Below are 16,621 nucleotides of genomic sequence, written 5' to 3' on the forward strand. Positions count from 1 at the left end.
CCCGGCGGGGGGGGGGGCCCGTGTGGGGGGGGGGGGGGGGGGGGGGGGCCCCCCCCCCCCCCCCGGGCGGCGCGCGCCCCGCGCGCCGTCCCCATGCGCGGCGAAGCCCTTGACGGCGCCCGACCGGCGCGGAAGGGATGCCGCCATGCTGACGAAGACCTTCGATCCCGCGGCCGTCGAGCCGCGCCTCTATGACCTGTGGGAGAAGCTGGGCGCCTTCACGGCCGACCCCGCTTCCTCCGCGCCCCCCTTCGTCATCATGATCCCGCCGCCCAATGTCACGGGCAGCCTGCATATCGGCCATGCCCTGACGATGTCCGTGCAGGACATGCTGACGCGCTGGCGCCGGATGCAGGGGCGCGACGCGCTGTGGCAGCCCGGCACCGACCATGCCGGCATCGCGACCCAGATGGTGGTGGAGCGGCTGCTGGCCTCGCAGGGCCAGGACCGGCGCGCGATGGGCCGCGAGGCCTTCCTCAAGCATGTGTGGGAGTGGAAGGCGCAGTCGGGCGGCGCCATCACCCGCCAGCTGCGCCGCCTCGGCGCCAGCCTCGACTGGCCGCGCGAGCGCTTCACCATGGATGCCGGCTTGTCGCGGGCCGTGCTCAAGGTGTTCGTCACGCTGCACCGCCAGGGGCTGCTCTATCGCGACCGGCGCCTGGTGAACTGGGACCCGGTGTTCCAGACTGCAATCTCCGACCTCGAGGTCGAGAGCCGGGAGGTGAAGGGCAGCCTCTGGCACCTGAGATACCCGGTCGAGGGCGAGCCGGGCCGCTTCCTGGTGGTGGCGACGACGCGGCCGGAGACGATGCTGGGCGACACCGCCGTCGCCGTGCATCCCGAGGATGCGCGCTTCGCCGATCTCGTCGGCAAGCACCTGGTGCTGCCGCTGACGGGCCGGCGCATCCCCGTGGTGGCCGATACGCATTCCGACCCCGAGAAGGGCAGCGGCGCGGTGAAGATCACGCCCGCGCATGACTTCAACGATTTCGAGGTCGGCAAGCGCCACGCGCTGGCCATGCCCTCCGTGCTGGACGCCGACGCGAAGGTGATGGTGGCCGAGATCGAGGCTGAGCTTGCGGAGGTGCCCGGCATCGGCGATCCGTCCTTCGTGCGCAGCCTCGACGGCCTCGACCGCTTCGAGGCACGAAAGAAAATCCTGGCGCGGCTGGAGGAGCTGGGGCTGATCGAGAAGATCGAGGCCCATACGCACATGGTCCCGCATGGGGACCGCTCCGGCGTGCCGATCGAGCCGCGGCTGACCATGCAGTGGTACGTGGATGCGAAGACGCTTGCGCAGCCCGCCATCAAGGCGGTGGAGACCGGGCAGACGGTCTTCGTGCCGCGCCAGTGGGAGAATACTTTCTTTGCGTGGATGCGGGACATCCAGCCCTGGTGCGTCAGCCGGCAGTTGTGGTGGGGCCACCAGATCCCGGCATGGTACGCGCCGGATGGCGAGGTGTTCGTCGCGGAGTCCGAAGCGGAAGCGGCTGCCGCCGCGCGGGAAAAATACGGCCGCGACGTCACGCTGATCCGCGACGCGGACGTGCTGGACACCTGGTTCAGCTCCGCGCTCTGGCCCTTCAGCACGCTCGGCTGGCCCGACGAGACGCCGGAGTTGCGGAAATACTATCCCGGCAGCGTGCTGGTGACGGGCTTCGACATCATCTTCTTCTGGGTCGCCCGCATGATGATGATGGGCATCCACTTCATGAACGAGGTGCCGTTCCGCCACGTCTACATCCACGGCCTGGTCCGCGACGAGAAGGGCCAGAAGATGTCGAAGTCCAAGGGGAACGTGATGGACCCCCTGGAGCTGATCGAGGCCTATGGCGCCGATGCGCTGCGCTTCACCATCGCCGCGCTGACCGGGCCGGGCCGCGACGTGAAGCTCGGCCGCAAGCGCGTCGAGGATTTCCGGTCGTTCGTCACGAAGATCTGGAATGCCGCGCGCTTCCTGGAGATGAACGGCATCGCCGCGGATGCCGCCTTCGATCCGGCGAGCGCCAGGACGCCGCTCGCGCGCTGGATCCTCGATGCGTCGAACCGCGCCGTGGCGGAATGCACCGAGGCGCTGGAGGCCTATCGCTTCGACGAATACGCCGCCGCCGCCTATCGCTTCGCCTGGGGCAGCTACTGCGACTGGTTCATCGAATTCGCGAAGCCGGTCCTCAACGGCCCCGACGGCGCGGAGAAGGCCGAGGTGAAGGGCGCCGCGCAGCATGTCTTCGGCACCATCCTGAAGCTGCTGCACCCCGCCATGCCCTTCGTCACCGAGGAGCTCTGGCACCTGTTCTGCCATGGCGAGCAGGGCAGCCTGATCCGTGCGGCCTGGCCGGGGCCCGTGAGCGTGCAGGATGCCGAGGCGGCCCGCGCCGAGCTTGACTGGGTGGTGGCGCTGATCGGCGAGGTGCGCGGCGCGCGCGCCGAGATGAACGTGCCGCCCTCCGTCACCGTGCCGCTGCTGCTGCAGGGCGCCTCGGGCACGACGCTGGCGCGCGCCGAGGCCTGGATCGACGCGATCCGCCGCCTGGCCCGCGCGACGGAGGTGAAGCCGCTCGACGGCGCCGCACCGAAGGGCGTTGCGCAGGTGGTGGTGGGCGAGGCGACGGTGATGCTGCCGCTGGCCGATGTGATCGACCTCGGCGCCGAGCGCACGCGGCTGGCGAAGGCGCGCGGCGCGGCGGAGGGCGAGGCCCGCAAGCTCTCGGCCAAGCTCGGCAACGCGGACTTCGTCTCGCGCGCGGCGGAGGAGGTGGTGGAGGAGACGCGCGAGCGCCTTGCCGCCGCCGAGGCCGAGATGGCGCGCCTCGACGCGGCGCTCGCGCAGATCGCGGGGTAGGGCAGGGCGATGGACGCCGGCACGCTGAAGCTGCTGGTGGCGATCGTGCTGTTCTCGGTGCCGGTGATCCTCTGCGCCGAGACGCTGCCGAAGCGCGAGGTGATGGGCCGGCGCCTGACGCGCCCGCAGGCGCAGGCGGTCGGCGCCGTCATCGGGCTGGTGATCGGGGTCGGCTTCCTGCTGGCCACAGGCTAGAGCGACGCCCCCTTATCGCCCGGCGCGCGATGTGGCAGGCAAGGGCACTGCCCGAGATAAAGGGAACACTGTCAGATGACCAAGTGGGACAAGTCGAAGCTGCCCAGCCGGCACACCACCGTGGGGCCGGAGCGCGCGCCGCATCGCAGCTACTACTACGCGATGGGACTGACGAAGGAGGAGATCGAGCAGCCCTTCGTCGGCGTCGCCACCTGCTGGAACGAGGCCGCGCCCTGCAACATCGCCCTCTCGCGCCAGGCGCAGAGCGCCAAGAAGGGCGTGAAGGCGGCCGGCGCCACGCCGCGCGAATTCACCACCATCACCGTCACCGACGGCATCGCCATGGGCCACCAGTCCATGAAGTCCTCGCTGGCGTCCCGCGACCTGATCGCGGACAGCGTGGAGCTGACCATGCGCGGCCATTGCTACGACGCGCTGGTCGGCCTCGGCGGCTGCGACAAGACGCTGCCCGGGCTGATGATGGCGATGGTTCGCCTGAACGTGCCGAGCGTCTTCATGTATGGCGGCTCGATCATGCCGGGCAAGTTCCGCGGCAAGGACGTGACCGTGCTCGACGTGTTCGAGGCGGTGGGCCAGCACGCGGCGGGCAACATGTCCGACGAGGACCTGCTCGAGCTCGAGCAGCATGCCTGCCCCGGCGCCGGCGCCTGCGGCGGCCAGTTCACCGCCAACACGATGGCCTGCATCTCCGAAGTCATCGGCCTGGCGCTGCCCGGCTCCGCCGGCGCCCCGGCACCGGACCAGAACCGCGACTACTGGGCCGAGAAGTCGGGCGAGGCGGTGGTGGAGCTGATCCGCCGCAACCTGCGCCCGCGCGACATCGTCACCAGGGACGCGCTGTTCAACGCCGCGGCGATCGTGGGTGCGACCGGCGGCTCCACCAATGCCGGCCTGCACCTGCCGGCCATCGCGCATGAGGCGGGGATCAAGTTCGACCTGCACGACGTCGCCGAGATCATGCGCGCCACGCCGCATATCGCGGACCTCAAGCCGGGCGGGAAGTATGTCGCGCTCGACGTGTTCAACGTCGGCGGCGTGCCGGTGATCATCAAGGCGCTGCTCGATGGCGGCTACCTGCGCGGCGACGCGATGACGGTCACGGGCAAGACGCTGGCGGAGAACCACCGCGAGGTGATCATCCCGAAGGACCAGGACGTGGTCCGTCCGACCTCCGACCCGGTCAGCCCGATCGGCGGCGTGGTCTCGCTGAAGGGCACGCTGGCGCCGGAAGGGGCCATCGTGAAGATCGCGGGCATGAAGACGCTCCGCTTCGAAGGCACCGCGCTCTGCTTCGACTGCGAGGAGGATGCCTTCAAGGCGGTGGAGATGCGCGCCTACAAGCCGGGCGACGTGATCATCATCCGCTACGAAGGCCCGAAGGGCGGCCCGGGCATGCGCGAGATGCTCTCCACGACCAGCGCGATCTACGGCCAGGGCATGGGCGACAAGGTGGCGCTGATCACCGATGGCCGCTTCTCCGGCGCGACGCGCGGCTTCTGCATCGGCCATGTCGGGCCGGAGGCCGCGGTGGGCGGGCCGATCGCGCTGATCGAGAACGGCGACCGCATCATCATCGACGCCGACAAGGGCACGATCGACCTGATGGTGGAGGAGGCGGTGCTGGCCAGGCGCCGCGCCGCCTGGAAGCCGCGCAAGACCGACTACAGCTCCGGCGCGCTCTGGAAATACGCCCAGCTCGTCGGCCCGGCGCTGAACGGCGCGGTCACGCATCCGGGTGCGGCCGAGGAGAGCCACGTCTACGCCGATCAATGACGCGTGAGCGCGGATCGCGCAGGGCCGGGATCAGCCCGGCGCGTGAATCCGCCCTGCAAACAAGGACCTGGGGCCGCTTTCACGGGTGAAAGCGGCCCCGGGGGGGGGCCCGGGCCCCCCGCCCCCCCCCCCCCCCCCCGGACCCCCCCCCCGCGCCCCCCCCCCGCCCCCCGCGGCGCGTCCCTGGGGGCGCGCGGCGGTCCAGCCCGCTCAACCGGCCGCCGCGCCGGAGAGCCCCATGCAACGCATCCGCCTGTTCGGCCTGCTGGCATTCGTCCTGCCGCTGGCGGGCTGTGTCATCGCCGCCGAAACCGGGCCGGTCTATGGGTATGGCTACGGCCCCGCCCGGCCCTACTACGTGCCGGCACCGGCCTATCGGCCGCCGGTCTTTTATGCGCCCGCGCCGGCCTACCGGCCCTATTACGGCCGGCCCTCATATGGCCGCGGCTTTTACGGCGGACCCTATGCCCGTGGCGGGCCCCGATGGGGCGGGCCTCCGGGATGGGGGCCGCGCGGCCGGGGGCACGATCGGCGCTGGTAGCCGCGGATCGCCCGGCTCAGGCGGACAGCTCGACCACGACCGGCGTGTGGTCGGAGGGGTTCTCCTCGCTGCGCGGCATCACGTCCACCTCCGCGCCCGTGAGCCGCTCCGCGAGCTCGGGACTCAGCAGCGCGTGGTCGATGCGCAGCCCGACATTCGCGTCGAAATTCGCGCCGTAGTCCCAGTAGGTGTAGAGCCGTTCGCCCGGATGCAGCGCCCGCACCGCGTCGGTCAGGCCGAGATGCTCCAGCGCGCGCCAGGCGGCCCGCGTCTCCGGCCGCACCAGCGCATCCGTGGGCTGCAGGGCGCGGGGTGCCAGGTCGATCTCGGTCGGGCAGACATTGAAGTCGCCGAGGATGGCGAAGGGCAGGAACGCATCCAGCCGCGCCTTGGCCAGTTCCCGCAGCCGCGCCATCCAGCCCAGCTTGTAGCCGAAACCCTCGTCGCCGCCGGAATTGCCGTTCGGCAGGTAGATGCCCGCCACCCGCATGCCCGCGGCCGAAACCTCGATGTAGCGGGCCTGGGTGTCGGCGTCGTCGCCCGGCAGCGCCTCCGACACCACCTCGAAGGGGATGCGTCCGAGCACCGCCACGCCGTTGCGGCCGCCCGACTGCCCCACCGCGTGCAGGCGGTAGCCGCTGCCCTCGAATTCCAGCGCCGGGCATTCCTCGGTCTTGCACTTCAGCTCCTGCAGGAACAGCAGGTCGGGCTGCTTGCGGTCCAGGAAGCGCCGCACATGGCCGGCGCGGCGGCGGATCGAGTTCACGTTGAAGCTGGCGAGGCGCATGGCCCGGACACTGCCCGCGGCCGGGCGGCTAGTCGAGGGTCTGGCGATAGCGCGCGATCGCCAGCGCCGAGGCCGCCAGCAGGAAGACCAGCATCGGCCAGATCTCGGCCGAGACCTCCGCGAGGCCGCTGCCCTTCAGCATCACGCCGCGCACCAGGCGCAGGAAATGCGTCAGCGGCAGCGCCTCCCCGATCACCTGCGCCCAGCCTGGCATGCCGCGGAAGGGGAACATGAAGCCCGACATCAGGATGGAGGGAAGGAAGAAGAAGAAGCTCATCTGCATCGCCTGCAGCTGGTTGCGGGCGACGGTGGAGAACAGGAAGCCCACGGCCAGGTTCGCGGTGATGAAGACCAGCAGCCCGAGCAGCAGCGCGAAGGGATCGCCTTCCATCGGCACGCCGAACAGCAGCCGCGCCGCCGCCAGGATCAGCAGCACCTGCAGCGCGCCCACCAGCACGAAGGGGGCGAGCTTGCCGATCATCACCTCGATCGGCCGCACCGGCATCGCCAGCAGGTTCTCCATCGTGCCGCGCTCGCGTTCCCGCGTCATGGCGAGTGCGGTCATGATGATCATGGTCATCGTCAGGATCGTGCCGATCAGGCCCGGCACGATGTTGTACTGCGTCAGCCCTTCCGGGTTGTAGCGGCGGTGGATGCGCAGCTCGACGGGCGCGGGGCCGCGCGCGAGGCCGGCAAGCTGGCCCTCCAGCAGCGGCGCCAGCGCGGACTCGACGATGCGCTCCAGGGCGCCGACCGCATTGCCGGTGGCGGAGGGATCGGTCGCGTCGGCCATCACCAGCAGGGCAGGGCGGTCGCCGCGCAGCAGGTCGCGGCCGAAGCCGGCGGGGATCTGCACCGCGAACTGCACCGCGCCGCGCGCGAGCATGTCGTCCAGCGCCGCGGCATCGGCGGGCGGCGGCACGATGCGGAAATAGCTGCTGGTCTGCAGCCCGGCGACGACCGCGCGGCTGAATTCGCTGTTGTCCGCGCTGAGCACCGCCGTCGGCAGGTTGCGCGGGTCGGAATTGATGGCGTAGCCGAAGAGCGTCAGCTGGATCAGCGGGATGCCGACCAGCATCGCGAAGGTCAGCCGGTCGCGCCGCATCTGGATGAATTCCTTCACCACCATCGCGACCAGCCGCTGCCAGGACCGATGCAGCGCCCTCATGCGCCGCCGCCATTCGCGAAGTTGTCCGTGGCGCCGGACATGAGCTGGATGAAGGCGTCCTCCAGGGTCGGCGCGCCGCGCTGCCAGTCGAGCGCCGCTTCCCCGCGGAAGGGCGCGACGGCCGCGTCCAGCATCGCCGAATCCTGCCCGCTGACATGCAGCGAGGCGCCGAAGGGCGCGACCATGCCGACGCCCGGCCGCGCCGCCAGTTCCTGCGCCAACCGCGCGATGCGCTGGTCGGGACCGTGCACGAGCCAGGTGGACAGGCCCGATTGCGCGATCACCTCCTCGACCGTGCCTTCGGCCAGCAGGCGGCCATAGGCGATGTAGGCGATGCGGTGGCAGCGCTCGGCCTCGTCCATGTAGTGCGTGCTCACCAGCACCGTCATCCCGTCCGAGGCCAGCGCGTGGATCTCGTCCCAGAATTCCCGGCGCGCCTTGGGGTCCACGCCGGCCGTCGGCTCGTCCAGCAGCAGCAGGTCCGGCCCGTGCAGCACGCAGGCGGCCAGCGCCAGGCGCTGCTTCCACCCGCCGGAAAGCGCGCCCGCCAACTGCCCCGCGCGGTTGGCGAGGCCGAGCCGCTGCAGCGCCGCATCCACCCGCCCGCGCCGGTCGTTCAGCCCGTAGAGGCGTGCGACGAAATCCAGGTTCTCCCGGATCGTCAGGTCCTCGTAGAGGCTGAAGCGCTGCGTCATGTAGCCGACGCGCTGCTTGATGCGCCGGCTCTCGGTGCGGATGTCGAGGCCGAGGCAGCTGCCCTCGCCCTCATCCGGCACCAGCAGCCCGCAGAGCAGGCGGATCGTCGTGGTCTTGCCGCTGCCATTCGGCCCCAGGAAGCCCTGGATGCGGCCGCGGCCGACCTCGAGGTCCACATGGTCCACAACGGTGCGCCCGCCGAAGCGCTTGGTCAGCCCGCGCACCGCGATGACCGGCGCTTCCGTCATCGCCGGGCGACCGTCACGGGCTGGCCGGGGGAGGGGGCGCCGGGCACGCGCGCGACCATCGCCTCCATCCGCCAGACCAGCTTGGCGCGGGTCTCGCGGCTGTAGATGACGGGTGGCGTGTACTCGGCCTCGGTCGCGATGCGGCTGACGCGCGCGGTGAGGCCATCCGGGCAGCCGCTGCAGGTGACGGCGACGGTGTCGCCCATGTGCAGCGCCGCGCGCTGCGCCTCCGGCACGTAGAACACCACCTTCGTCGCGCCGTCCGGCAGCAGGCTGATCACCGTGCCGCTCGCGGGCACCCATTCGCCGGGGCGGCGCAGCACGTCGTCCACCACGCCGATGGCGGGGCTGGCGATGCTCCGCTGCGCCAGCCGCCATTCCGCCTCGGCCAGGTTGGCGCGCGCCACCTCCACGCCCGCCTCGGCCGCCTTGATCCGGTCGGTGCGCGCGGGCAGGCGGGCGGTGGCGAGGTCGGCGCGGATGCGGTCGCGGCGGGCTTCCGCCTGGCGCGCCTGCGCCCGGGCCTCGTCCAGACGCGCCTGCGCCGCCACCTGGGACTGCGCGAGCTGGCGCTGGCGGTCCAGCGTGAGTTCGGCAAGCCGCAGGCTGGCCTCGGCCTCGTCGAGCTGCGCCGCGATCGCGGCAATCTCGTCCGGCCGCGCGCCGGTGCGCAGATCGGCGAGCTGGCTCTCGGCCTGGGCCAGCGCGGCGCGCGCTTCGGCGACCGCGGCGCGCTCGCGCGTCGCCTCGAGCGTGAAGAGCGACGCGCCTTCGGCGACATGCTCGCCCTTTGCGACGGCGACGGAGACCACCCAGCCGGCATCCGGCGCCGCGATGTGGAGATACTCGCCCTCCGCATAGCCCTGGAACCCGGTTGGCGGCTCCTCGCAGCCGGCGAGCAGCGCGAGCAGCAGCAGGGCAGGGGCGCGCCTCACCGCACGGGCTCCGCGGCGAGCCCGCGAAGCAGCGTCTCCAGATGGAGGTCGAGCAGCGGGCCGGGCGGCATCGGGGTGTCCTCGACCGGTGCGAAGGTCGCCTGCCACAGCGCGGCCAGCAGCAGCGGCGCGAAGAACAGGCGTGCGGCCTGCTCCGGCTCCACGGGCCGGAACTCGCCGGCCGCCACGCCGCCCGCGATCACGCCGCCGACCAGGCGCAGGCCGCGGGCGATCACCTCCTGCCGGTAGAAACGGGCGAGTTCTGGAAAGGTGCCGGCCTCGGCCAGCACGAGCCGCGGCACGGCGACCAGCCGCGGATTGGCGACCACCGCCGCAGCGGCGCGCGCGATCAGGCGGAGCGTCTCGGAAGCGGGGCCGGGGGCGGCGGCGACCATCGCCTCGATCCGCTCCAGGTTGGGCAGCAGGGTCTGGCGGACCAGCGCCTCGAAGATCGCCTGCTTGGAGGGGTAGTAGAGATAGACCGTGCCCTTCGCGACGCCGGCGCGGGCGGCGATGTCCTCGATGCGCGTGGCGGCGAAGCCCTTGGCGACGAAGGTGTCGAGCGCGGCCGCCAGCAGCTCGGCGGGGCGTTCATCCTTGCGGCGGCTGCGACGGGGCGGGTCCTGCATCGCAGTTGACCTTACTGACTGACTGGGCAGTCATTAAAGCGCGCAAGGCGCCACGGTCAAGGAAAACGCACCAAAAAAACTAGCCGACGGAGAAGGAGGTGCCGCAGCCGCAGGCGCTGACCGCCTGGGGGTTCCGCACGGCGAAATGCGCGCCGATCAGCGCCTCGGCCCAGTCGAGCTCCGCGCCGGCGAGGAGTTCCAGGCTGATCGGGTCCACGAAGACCCGGCCCTCGCCCTGCTCGACCACAAGGTCGTCCGGCGCCGGCGCATCCTCGAGCCCGAAGCGGTACTGGAAGCCGGAGCAGCCGCCGGCATCCACCGCCAGGCGCAGCCCGGCGCCGGGCTTGCCCTCGCGGGCGGCGATCTCGGCCACCTGCGCGGCGGCGCGCGGCGTCACGCGGAACGGCGCGAGGGGGGCTTCGGTGGTGGCGAGGTCCATGGCGGCCATAACTCCTTGTCCCGAAGATAGGGCGGCCGGGCGCCGTTTTCCAACCGCGGGGCCGTTGCGGGCGCCGCCGCCACGATGCTACGCGCCCCATCCATGGACCAACAGCGCCTGGCGGACGGGCTGGCCCCCTGGGCGGTGCGCGCGGCCGAATCGCGCGGCCGCCTGCATCCGGAGGCGGCGGGCGGCGTGCGCTCGCCCTTCCAGCGCGACCGCGACCGGATCATCCACTCCACCGCCTTCCGGCGGCTGCAGTACAAGACGCAGGTCTTCGTCTATCACGAGGGCGATCATTTTCGGACGCGCCTGACCCATTCCATCGAGGTCGCCCAGATCGCACGCTCGATCGCGCGGGAGCTCGCGCTGGACGAGGATCTGGCGGAGGCGCTGGCGCTGGCCCATGACCTCGGCCACCCGCCCTTCGGCCATGGCGGGGAGGACGCGCTGGACGCCATGATGAAGCCCTATGGCGGCTTCGACCACAACGCGCAGTCGCTGAAGGCGGTGACGCTGCTGGAGACGCGCTATGCCGGCTTCGACGGGCTGAACCTGACCTGGGAGACGCTGGAGGGGCTGGCCAAGCACAACGGCCCGCTGCGCCGCCCGCCGCCCTACATCGCCGAATACGACCGCCGCCACCCGCTGGACCTGACCACCCATGCCAGCGCGGAAGCGCAGGTTGCCGCCATCGCCGACGACATCGCCTACAACAACCACGACCTGGATGACGGCGTGCGCGCCGGCCTCTTCACGCTGGAGGAAGCCGCCGCGCTGCCGCTGGTCGGCGAGGCGTGGGAAGCGGCGAAGCGCGACAACGCGACGCTCCCCGGCGACCGCGCCATCAGCGAGACGGTGCGCCGCGTCATCAACGCCATGGTGAACGACGTGGTGGCGGAGGCGCGCCGGCGCATCGCCGCACTGGCGCCGAAGACCGCCGACGACATTCGCGCCGCGGACCGCCCGGTGGTCGCCTTCTCCGACGGGATGATGGAGGCGAACAACCAGCTCCGCGCCTTCCTTTTCGCCCGGATGTATCGCCACTGGCGGGTCAACCGCACCACGCAGAAATGCAAGCGCGCGCTGCAGATGCTCTTCACCCTGCTGCATGGCGAGCCGCGCCAGCTGCCGCCCTGGTGGCACGCCAAGGCCGGCGAGGCCGGCTCGCGCGAGGCCGCGGCGGCGGTCTGCGACTACCTCGCCGGCATGACGGACCGCTACGCGCTGGAAGAGCACAAGCGGCTGACGGACCCGACGGTGCCGGGCTAGTTGCGCCCCTTCAAGGCCACGCGGTCGATCTTCCCGGTCCCGGTCTTCGGCAGCTCGGCGACGAGTTCCACGATCCGCGGATACTTGTAGGGCAGCAGCGCCTTCTTCGCGTGGTCCTGCAGCGCGGCGGGCAGCGTCGCCGGGTCGGCCTCCTCCTTCGCCACCACCCAGGCCTTCAGCGTCATCCGCCGGTCCGGCAATTCCAGGGCCAGCACGGCGACCTCCTTCACCGCCGGGTGGTTGGCGAGGCAGAGCTCCACCTCCATCGGGTGCACCCACTGCCCCGAAACCTTCACCAGGTCGTCGGCGCGGCCGCGGAAGTAGTGGAAGCCCTCCGCGTCACGGAGGAAACGGTCGCCGGTGTAGATCCAGCCGCCCTCGCGCATCGTCTCGGCGGTCTTGTCGGGGCGGTTCCAGTAGCCCGGTGCGTTGGAGTGGCCGCGCACCCACAGGATGCCTTCCTCATTGTCGTCCACCTCGCGCCCGTCGGGATCGCGCAGAACCACTTCGTAGCCAGGCACGCGGCGGCCGGCGGCGCCGGGGCGATGCGCATCCGGCGTGTTGGAGAGGTAGATGTGCAGCACCTCCGTGCTGCCGAGGCCTTCGATGATGTCGCGCCCCGTCTGCCGCTTCCACAGCGCCGCGACATCCTCCGAGAGCACCTCGGCGGCCGAGATGCAGAGGCGGAGCGAGCGCGTGTCGGCGTATTCCGCTTCGGGCGCGTGGCAGAGCGCGGTGTAGAGCGTGGGCAGGCCGAAGAAGACCGTCGGACGGTGCTTCGCGAGCGCGGCGAAGACCCGCGCCGGGTCGGGCCGGCCGGCCAGCAGCACGGAGGATGCGCCGGCGGCGAAGGGAAACGTCAGCGAATTGCCGAGCCCATAGGCGAAGAAGATCTTGGGCACCGAGAAGCAGATGTCGTCCGGCGTGAGCTTCAGGATGCGGTCGGCATAGCTCTCCACCGTGTACGCGATGTCGTGCTGCAGATGGACGATCCCCTTCGGCCGCCCGGTGGAGCCGGAGGAGTAGAGCCAGAAGGCCATGTCGTCGCGATGCGTGTCCGCCGCGTCCAGATGATCGGGATGCGGCGCGCAGAATTCGTCGACCGTGGTGACCGTCACACGCGCCGACGCCGCCGCGCCATTGGCGACGACGACATGGCTGAGGCTGGTGCCGGCGATCGCCTGGTCCGACAGCGCCTGTTCGGCCAGCGCGCCCTCGATCACCGCGACGCGCGCCTCGGTGTGCGATAGGTAGAAGTTGAGCAGATCGGGCGGCGTCAGGGTGTTGATGCAGACGGGCACCAACCCGGCGCGGATCGCCCCGAAGAAGGCGATGGGCATGGCGGGCGTGTCGTCCAGCAGCAGCAGCACGCGCTCCGACCACCGCAGCCCGAGCGCCAGCAGGCCGTGGCCGAATCGCGACGCGGCGGCGCAGAGCGCGGCATAGCTCAGCGTGCCGCCTTCGTGACGGATCGCCACGCGCTCCCCATTGCCGCGCGCCAGGTTGTCGAACAGCACGCATGCCGCGTTGAACCGCTCCGGGACGACAAAAAGAATCTCGCGGGCGCCGGGCGCGTCGTCGGGGCAGGTGTCGCGGATCATGCGGAGAGCTCCGGGCGTTCCGCGCGCACGCGCGCGACGAAGTCGGGCGCGATCCGCGCCAGGCGATCGAGGTCCACGCGGCCCGAGCGCTGGATGTAGGACAGCGCGAAGTCGATCGGCGCAAGCTGCATGTGCGTGCCAAAATCCTCGTACCAGGCGGCGGAGGCGTCCGCGGCGGCGGTCAGGGTCTCGACGATCGGCCGGCGCGCCGACTCGTAGGCGGCGAGCGCGCCGGGCACGTCGCCCCATTGCGCGTCCAGCGCCTTCGCCAGCGCGATCGCGTCCTCGAAGGCGAGCCGTGTGCCGGAGCCGATGGAGAAATGCGCGGTGCGCAGCGCATCCCCGATCAGCACGGTCCTTCCGTCATGCCAGCGCGCATTGCGCAGCACCGGGAAGCGCCGCCAGACGGAGCGGTTGGACACCAGCGGATGCCCCGCCAGCTCCGGCGCGAAGATCTTTTCGAGCTCCGCCCGCGTCGCCTCGGCGTCCATCGTTGCAATGCCGCCCCGCTCGAAGGTCGCTGCGTCGCATTCGACGATGAAGGTGCTCATCCCCGGCGCGTAGCGGTAGTGATGCGCGTTGAAGGCGCCGAGCGGCGTCCGGCGGAAGGTCTGGGTCAGCGTGTCGAAGCGGCGCGTCGTGCCGAACCAGGCGAAGCGGTTGGTGAGCTCGCGGATCTCCGTGCCGAAATCGCCCGCTTCGCGCAGCGCGGAATTCACCCCGTCGGCCGCGACGACCAGGTCGTAGCCCGCCAGATCCTGCGGCCCGATGCGCGTGCCGAATTCCGGCGCGACGCCGCGCGCGCGGACCCGCTCCGTCAGCAGCCGCAACAGGTCGAGCCGCGCGATCGCCGTGAAGCCGATGCCGTCGATGACCACCTGCCCCTCGGGGTGGTTCAGCGTGATGGCCTGCCAGGTCTCGAGTCGGGCCGTCAGCGCCGCATGCAGCCCAGGATCGTCGGCCGCCAGGAAATCCAGCGCCCGGTCGGAGAACACCACGCCGAAGCCGAAGGTCGCACCCTCCCGGTTCTGCTCGAAGACCCGCACCTCTGCCCCGGGCCGGCGGGCGCGGAGCAGCGCGGCGAGGTGCAACCCGGCCGGCCCGGCGCCGACGATCGCGATGCGCATCGAAACCTCCCTCGCCGGGCAGGATAGCGGCGCGGCGCCGGGCATGGCGACACCCCGGCGCCTGGGCTAAACCCGCGCGCCATGACGCACGACATCTTCGCCGCCATGCGCGCCCGCACCGTGGCGGCGCTGCGCGAGATCCTGCCGGACCTGCCCGAGGAGGCCTTCGCCAAGGTCCAGACAGAGCCGCCGCGCGACCCGACCCATGGCGACATGGCGACCAACGGCGCGATGGTGGTCGCCAAGCTGGCCCGAATCGCCCCGCCCAAGCTGGCCGCCGACCTCGCCGCCAGGCTCGCCGCCCTGCCGGAAGTGGCCGAGGCAGCGCCGGCCGGGCCCGGCTTCGTCAACCTGCGACTCCACGAAGCCCATCTGCGCGCCCTGGTCCCCGCCATCCTCGCCACCGGCGAGGCCTTCGGCGACAGCCGGATGGGGCAGGGGGTGCGGGTGGATGTGGAATACGTCTCCGCCAACCCGACCGGGCCGATGCATGTCGGGCATTGCCGCGGCGCGGTGGTGGGCGATGCGCTCGCCGCCCTGCTGGCCAAGGCCGGCTACGACGTGACCCGCGAATACTACATCAACGACGCCGGCGCGCAGGTGCTGGCGCTCGCCTATGCCGCCTATTGGCGCTACCTCCAGGCGCTCGGCACGACGATGACCGAGGACCACTACGCCCAGTCCGTGCCGGGCGGGCTGCAGTATCGCGGCGACTACCTGATCCCCGTCGGCGCCGCGCTGAAGGAACGCCACGGCGACGCGCTGGCCGCGCCGGACGGCATCTACGGCTACGCCGCCGCCGGCCCCGATCTCTGGCTCGACATCGTGCGCGACACCACGGTCCACCTGATGATGGACGCGATCCGCGAGGATCTCCGCGCCCTCGGCGTCAACCAGGAGGTTTTCGTCAGCGAGCGCGCCGTGGTCGAGGCCGGCAAGCTCGAGCAGGCCGAGGCGCTGCTCGCGGCGAAGGGCCTGATCTATCGCGGCATCCTGGAACCGCCCAAGGGCAAGACGCCGGAGGATTGGGAGCCGCGCGAGCAGACGCTGTTCCGCGCCACGCAGTTCGGCGACGACGTGGACCGGCCGCTGCGCAAGTCGGACGGCTCCGGCACCTATTTCGCCAATGACGTCGCCAACCACCTTCACAAGATCGAGCGCGGCTTCGCCGAGCTCGTGCATGTCTGGGGCGCCGACCATGGCGGCTATGTGAAGCGGATGAAGGCGGCGGTCGGCGCGCTGTCCGACAACCGGGTCACGCTCGATGTCGTGCTGACCCAGATCGTGCATGTGATGAAGGGCGGCCAGCCCGTGCGGATGTCGAAGCGCGCGGGCACCTATGTGACCTTGCGTGACCTGATCGAGGAGGTCGGGAAGGACGCCGTGCGCTTCACCATGCTGACGCGCAAGGCCGACGCCCAGATGGAATTCGACCTCGACAAGGTGGTCGACCAGTCGCGCGACAACCCGGTCTTCTATGTGCAGTATGCGCATGCCCGCTGCCGCAGCGTGCTGCGCCAGGCGGGCGACCCGGCGGTGGCCGAGCTCGCCGCGGCACCGCTCGAGGCGCTGTCCGATCCCGCGGAGATGGCGCTGATCCGGCGCATGGCGGCCTGGCCGCGCACCGTGGAAGCCGCTGCTGCGGCGCGGGAACCTCACCGAATCGCGTTTTTCCTCCAAGACTTGGCCGCCGATTTTCATGTATTGTGGAACAGGGGTCGGGATGACTCGACCCTGCGATTCATCCGGGCGGAGGAGCCGGAGGCGACACGGGCACGGCTTGCCCTCGTCTCCGCCACGGGGGTGGTGCTCCGCTCGGGCCTCGCGGTGATGGGGGTCGAACCGGTCGAGGAGATGCGATGACGATGGACGCGATGGTCCCGTCCTACCGCGTGCAGCGGGAGGCATCCGGCGTTCCCTGGCGGATGCTGGCGATCGCCGGCGGGCTGCTGGCCGCGCTGGCGGTGGCGGCGGGCGGTTGGTGGGCGCTGCGCTCCTTCGGCCATTCGGGGCCCGCGCCGCTGGTGGAGGCCGATCCGCGTCCCTTCAAGGTGAAGCCCGAGGACCGCGGCGGGCTGCGGGTGCCGAACCAGGACGAGCTGATCCTGGATCGCCCCGCCAACCGCGCCCAGCTCATCGCCCCGCGCAACGCCGTGATGATGCCGGAGGCCGAGGCACCGAATCTCGGCGGGCTTCGCGCCGCCTTGGCGCCGCCTGCCCCCGCCGCCCCGCCCGCGCCCGTCCAGGCCGCACCCCAGCCGGCGTCGCAGCCGACCGTGGCGGCGGCCGAGGCGCCGCCGGCCGCGGCCGCGCCCGCCCCCCCCCCCCCCCCCCCCCCGGGGGCGGG

Annotated in this window: 14 protein-coding genes and 1 pseudogene; 7 read left to right on the forward strand and 8 right to left on the reverse strand. The window is 71.5% G+C overall.

The window, feature by feature from the left end; all coding sequences use genetic code 11:
- Nucleotides 1-145 precede the first annotated feature (145 nt).
- From AC1MIR_RS03825 to AC1MIR_RS03840, 4 genes are all read left to right on the forward strand, one after another.
- Nucleotides 146-2,842 (forward strand): valine--tRNA ligase, encoded by a 2,697-nt coding sequence (locus AC1MIR_RS03825; RefSeq protein WP_480026854.1) that lies wholly within the window; start codon nt 146-148, stop codon nt 2,840-2,842.
- 9 nt (nt 2,843-2,851) lie between these two features.
- On the forward strand, nt 2,852-3,037 hold the full coding sequence (locus AC1MIR_RS03830; RefSeq protein ID WP_480026855.1) for a hypothetical protein: 186 nt from the start codon (nt 2,852-2,854) through the stop codon (nt 3,035-3,037).
- Nucleotides 3,038-3,112: 75 nt separating this feature from the next.
- The gene (ilvD, locus tag AC1MIR_RS03835) at nt 3,113-4,831 is read left to right on the forward strand and encodes a dihydroxy-acid dehydratase (RefSeq protein ID WP_480026856.1); all 1,719 of its coding nucleotides are present in this window, start codon (nt 3,113-3,115) and stop codon (nt 4,829-4,831) included.
- A gap of 238 nt (nt 4,832-5,069) precedes the next feature.
- Nucleotides 5,070-5,372 (forward strand): hypothetical protein, encoded by a 303-nt coding sequence (locus tag AC1MIR_RS03840; protein ID WP_480026857.1) that lies wholly within the window; start codon nt 5,070-5,072, stop codon nt 5,370-5,372.
- Between the two features lie 16 nt (nt 5,373-5,388).
- On the opposite strand, the gene AC1MIR_RS03845 is transcribed toward AC1MIR_RS03840, so the two are convergent.
- The 6 genes from AC1MIR_RS03845 to AC1MIR_RS03870 form a co-directional block, all read right to left on the reverse strand.
- Nucleotides 5,389-6,159 carry an exodeoxyribonuclease III gene (locus AC1MIR_RS03845; protein WP_480026858.1) on the reverse strand — a complete coding sequence of 257 codons (771 nt, stop codon included), beginning with the start codon at nt 6,157-6,159 and terminating at the stop codon, nt 5,389-5,391.
- 28 nt (nt 6,160-6,187) lie between these two features.
- Nucleotides 6,188-7,327, reverse strand: coding sequence for an ABC transporter permease (locus tag AC1MIR_RS03850; protein ID WP_480026859.1), 1,140 nt, complete (start codon nt 7,325-7,327; stop codon nt 6,188-6,190).
- On the reverse strand, nt 7,324-8,271 hold the full coding sequence (locus AC1MIR_RS03855) for an ABC transporter ATP-binding protein (RefSeq protein ID WP_480026860.1): 948 nt from the start codon (nt 8,269-8,271) through the stop codon (nt 7,324-7,326). Before AC1MIR_RS03855 ends, AC1MIR_RS03850 begins: the two co-directional genes overlap by 4 nt.
- Nucleotides 8,268-9,206, reverse strand: coding sequence for an HlyD family secretion protein (locus AC1MIR_RS03860; protein ID WP_480026861.1), 939 nt, complete (start codon nt 9,204-9,206; stop codon nt 8,268-8,270). Before AC1MIR_RS03860 ends, AC1MIR_RS03855 begins: the two co-directional genes overlap by 4 nt.
- Nucleotides 9,203-9,835: a TetR/AcrR family transcriptional regulator gene (locus tag AC1MIR_RS03865; RefSeq protein WP_480026862.1), complete on the reverse strand. Its 633-nt coding sequence runs from the start codon at nt 9,833-9,835 to the stop codon at nt 9,203-9,205. Before AC1MIR_RS03865 ends, AC1MIR_RS03860 begins: the two co-directional genes overlap by 4 nt.
- A gap of 79 nt (nt 9,836-9,914) precedes the next feature.
- Nucleotides 9,915-10,274 (reverse strand): HesB/IscA family protein, encoded by a 360-nt coding sequence (locus AC1MIR_RS03870; protein WP_480026863.1) that lies wholly within the window; start codon nt 10,272-10,274, stop codon nt 9,915-9,917.
- Between the two features lie 102 nt (nt 10,275-10,376).
- On the opposite strand from AC1MIR_RS03870, the gene AC1MIR_RS03875 reads away from it, so the two are divergent.
- Nucleotides 10,377-11,546 (forward strand): deoxyguanosinetriphosphate triphosphohydrolase, encoded by a 1,170-nt coding sequence (locus AC1MIR_RS03875; protein ID WP_480026864.1) that lies wholly within the window; start codon nt 10,377-10,379, stop codon nt 11,544-11,546.
- Here the strand turns inward: AC1MIR_RS03875 and AC1MIR_RS03880 are convergent.
- Both AC1MIR_RS03880 and AC1MIR_RS03885 read right to left on the reverse strand, forming a co-directional pair.
- Nucleotides 11,543-13,147: a benzoate-CoA ligase family protein gene (locus AC1MIR_RS03880; RefSeq protein ID WP_480026865.1), complete on the reverse strand. Its 1,605-nt coding sequence runs from the start codon at nt 13,145-13,147 to the stop codon at nt 11,543-11,545. The two genes, AC1MIR_RS03875 and AC1MIR_RS03880, sit on opposite strands and share 4 nt — an antisense overlap.
- On the reverse strand, nt 13,144-14,274 hold the full coding sequence (locus tag AC1MIR_RS03885; protein WP_480026866.1) for an FAD-dependent monooxygenase: 1,131 nt from the start codon (nt 14,272-14,274) through the stop codon (nt 13,144-13,146). Before AC1MIR_RS03885 ends, AC1MIR_RS03880 begins: the two co-directional genes overlap by 4 nt.
- Before the next feature lie 81 nt (nt 14,275-14,355).
- Between AC1MIR_RS03885 and argS the strand changes: the two genes are divergently transcribed.
- On the forward strand, nt 14,356-16,137 hold the full coding sequence (gene argS, locus AC1MIR_RS03890) for an arginine--tRNA ligase (protein WP_480026867.1): 1,782 nt from the start codon (nt 14,356-14,358) through the stop codon (nt 16,135-16,137).
- Nucleotides 16,138-16,139: 2 nt separating this feature from the next.
- Nucleotides 16,140-16,621, forward strand: a pseudogene (locus AC1MIR_RS03895) (hypothetical protein); the annotation flags it as partial.

The organism is Falsiroseomonas sp. RANM36, assembly GCF_056682175.1.

What these genes read in the sequence shown, in the direction of transcription:
- AC1MIR_RS03850 (WP_480026859.1), bottom strand. Translation starts at nt 7,327, where the DNA reads ATGAGGGCGCTGCATCGGTCCTGGCAGCGGCTGGTCGCGATGGTGGTG.
- argS (WP_480026867.1), top strand. Translation starts at nt 14,356, where the DNA reads ATGACGCACGACATCTTCGCCGCCATGCGCGCCCGCACCGTGGCGGCG.
- AC1MIR_RS03875 (WP_480026864.1), top strand. Translation starts at nt 10,377, where the DNA reads ATGGACCAACAGCGCCTGGCGGACGGGCTGGCCCCCTGGGCGGTGCGC.
- AC1MIR_RS03865 (WP_480026862.1), bottom strand. Translation starts at nt 9,835, where the DNA reads ATGCAGGACCCGCCCCGTCGCAGCCGCCGCAAGGATGAACGCCCCGCC.
- AC1MIR_RS03855 (WP_480026860.1), bottom strand. Translation starts at nt 8,271, where the DNA reads ATGACGGAAGCGCCGGTCATCGCGGTGCGCGGGCTGACCAAGCGCTTC.
- AC1MIR_RS03885 (WP_480026866.1), bottom strand. Translation starts at nt 14,274, where the DNA reads ATGCGCATCGCGATCGTCGGCGCCGGGCCGGCCGGGTTGCACCTCGCC.
- ilvD (WP_480026856.1), top strand. Translation starts at nt 3,113, where the DNA reads ATGACCAAGTGGGACAAGTCGAAGCTGCCCAGCCGGCACACCACCGTG.
- AC1MIR_RS03880 (WP_480026865.1), bottom strand. Translation starts at nt 13,147, where the DNA reads ATGATCCGCGACACCTGCCCCGACGACGCGCCCGGCGCCCGCGAGATT.
- AC1MIR_RS03825 (WP_480026854.1), top strand. Translation starts at nt 146, where the DNA reads ATGCTGACGAAGACCTTCGATCCCGCGGCCGTCGAGCCGCGCCTCTAT.
- AC1MIR_RS03870 (WP_480026863.1), bottom strand. Translation starts at nt 10,274, where the DNA reads ATGGACCTCGCCACCACCGAAGCCCCCCTCGCGCCGTTCCGCGTGACG.
- AC1MIR_RS03840 (WP_480026857.1), top strand. Translation starts at nt 5,070, where the DNA reads ATGCAACGCATCCGCCTGTTCGGCCTGCTGGCATTCGTCCTGCCGCTG.
- AC1MIR_RS03830 (WP_480026855.1), top strand. Translation starts at nt 2,852, where the DNA reads ATGGACGCCGGCACGCTGAAGCTGCTGGTGGCGATCGTGCTGTTCTCG.
- AC1MIR_RS03845 (WP_480026858.1), bottom strand. Translation starts at nt 6,159, where the DNA reads ATGCGCCTCGCCAGCTTCAACGTGAACTCGATCCGCCGCCGCGCCGGC.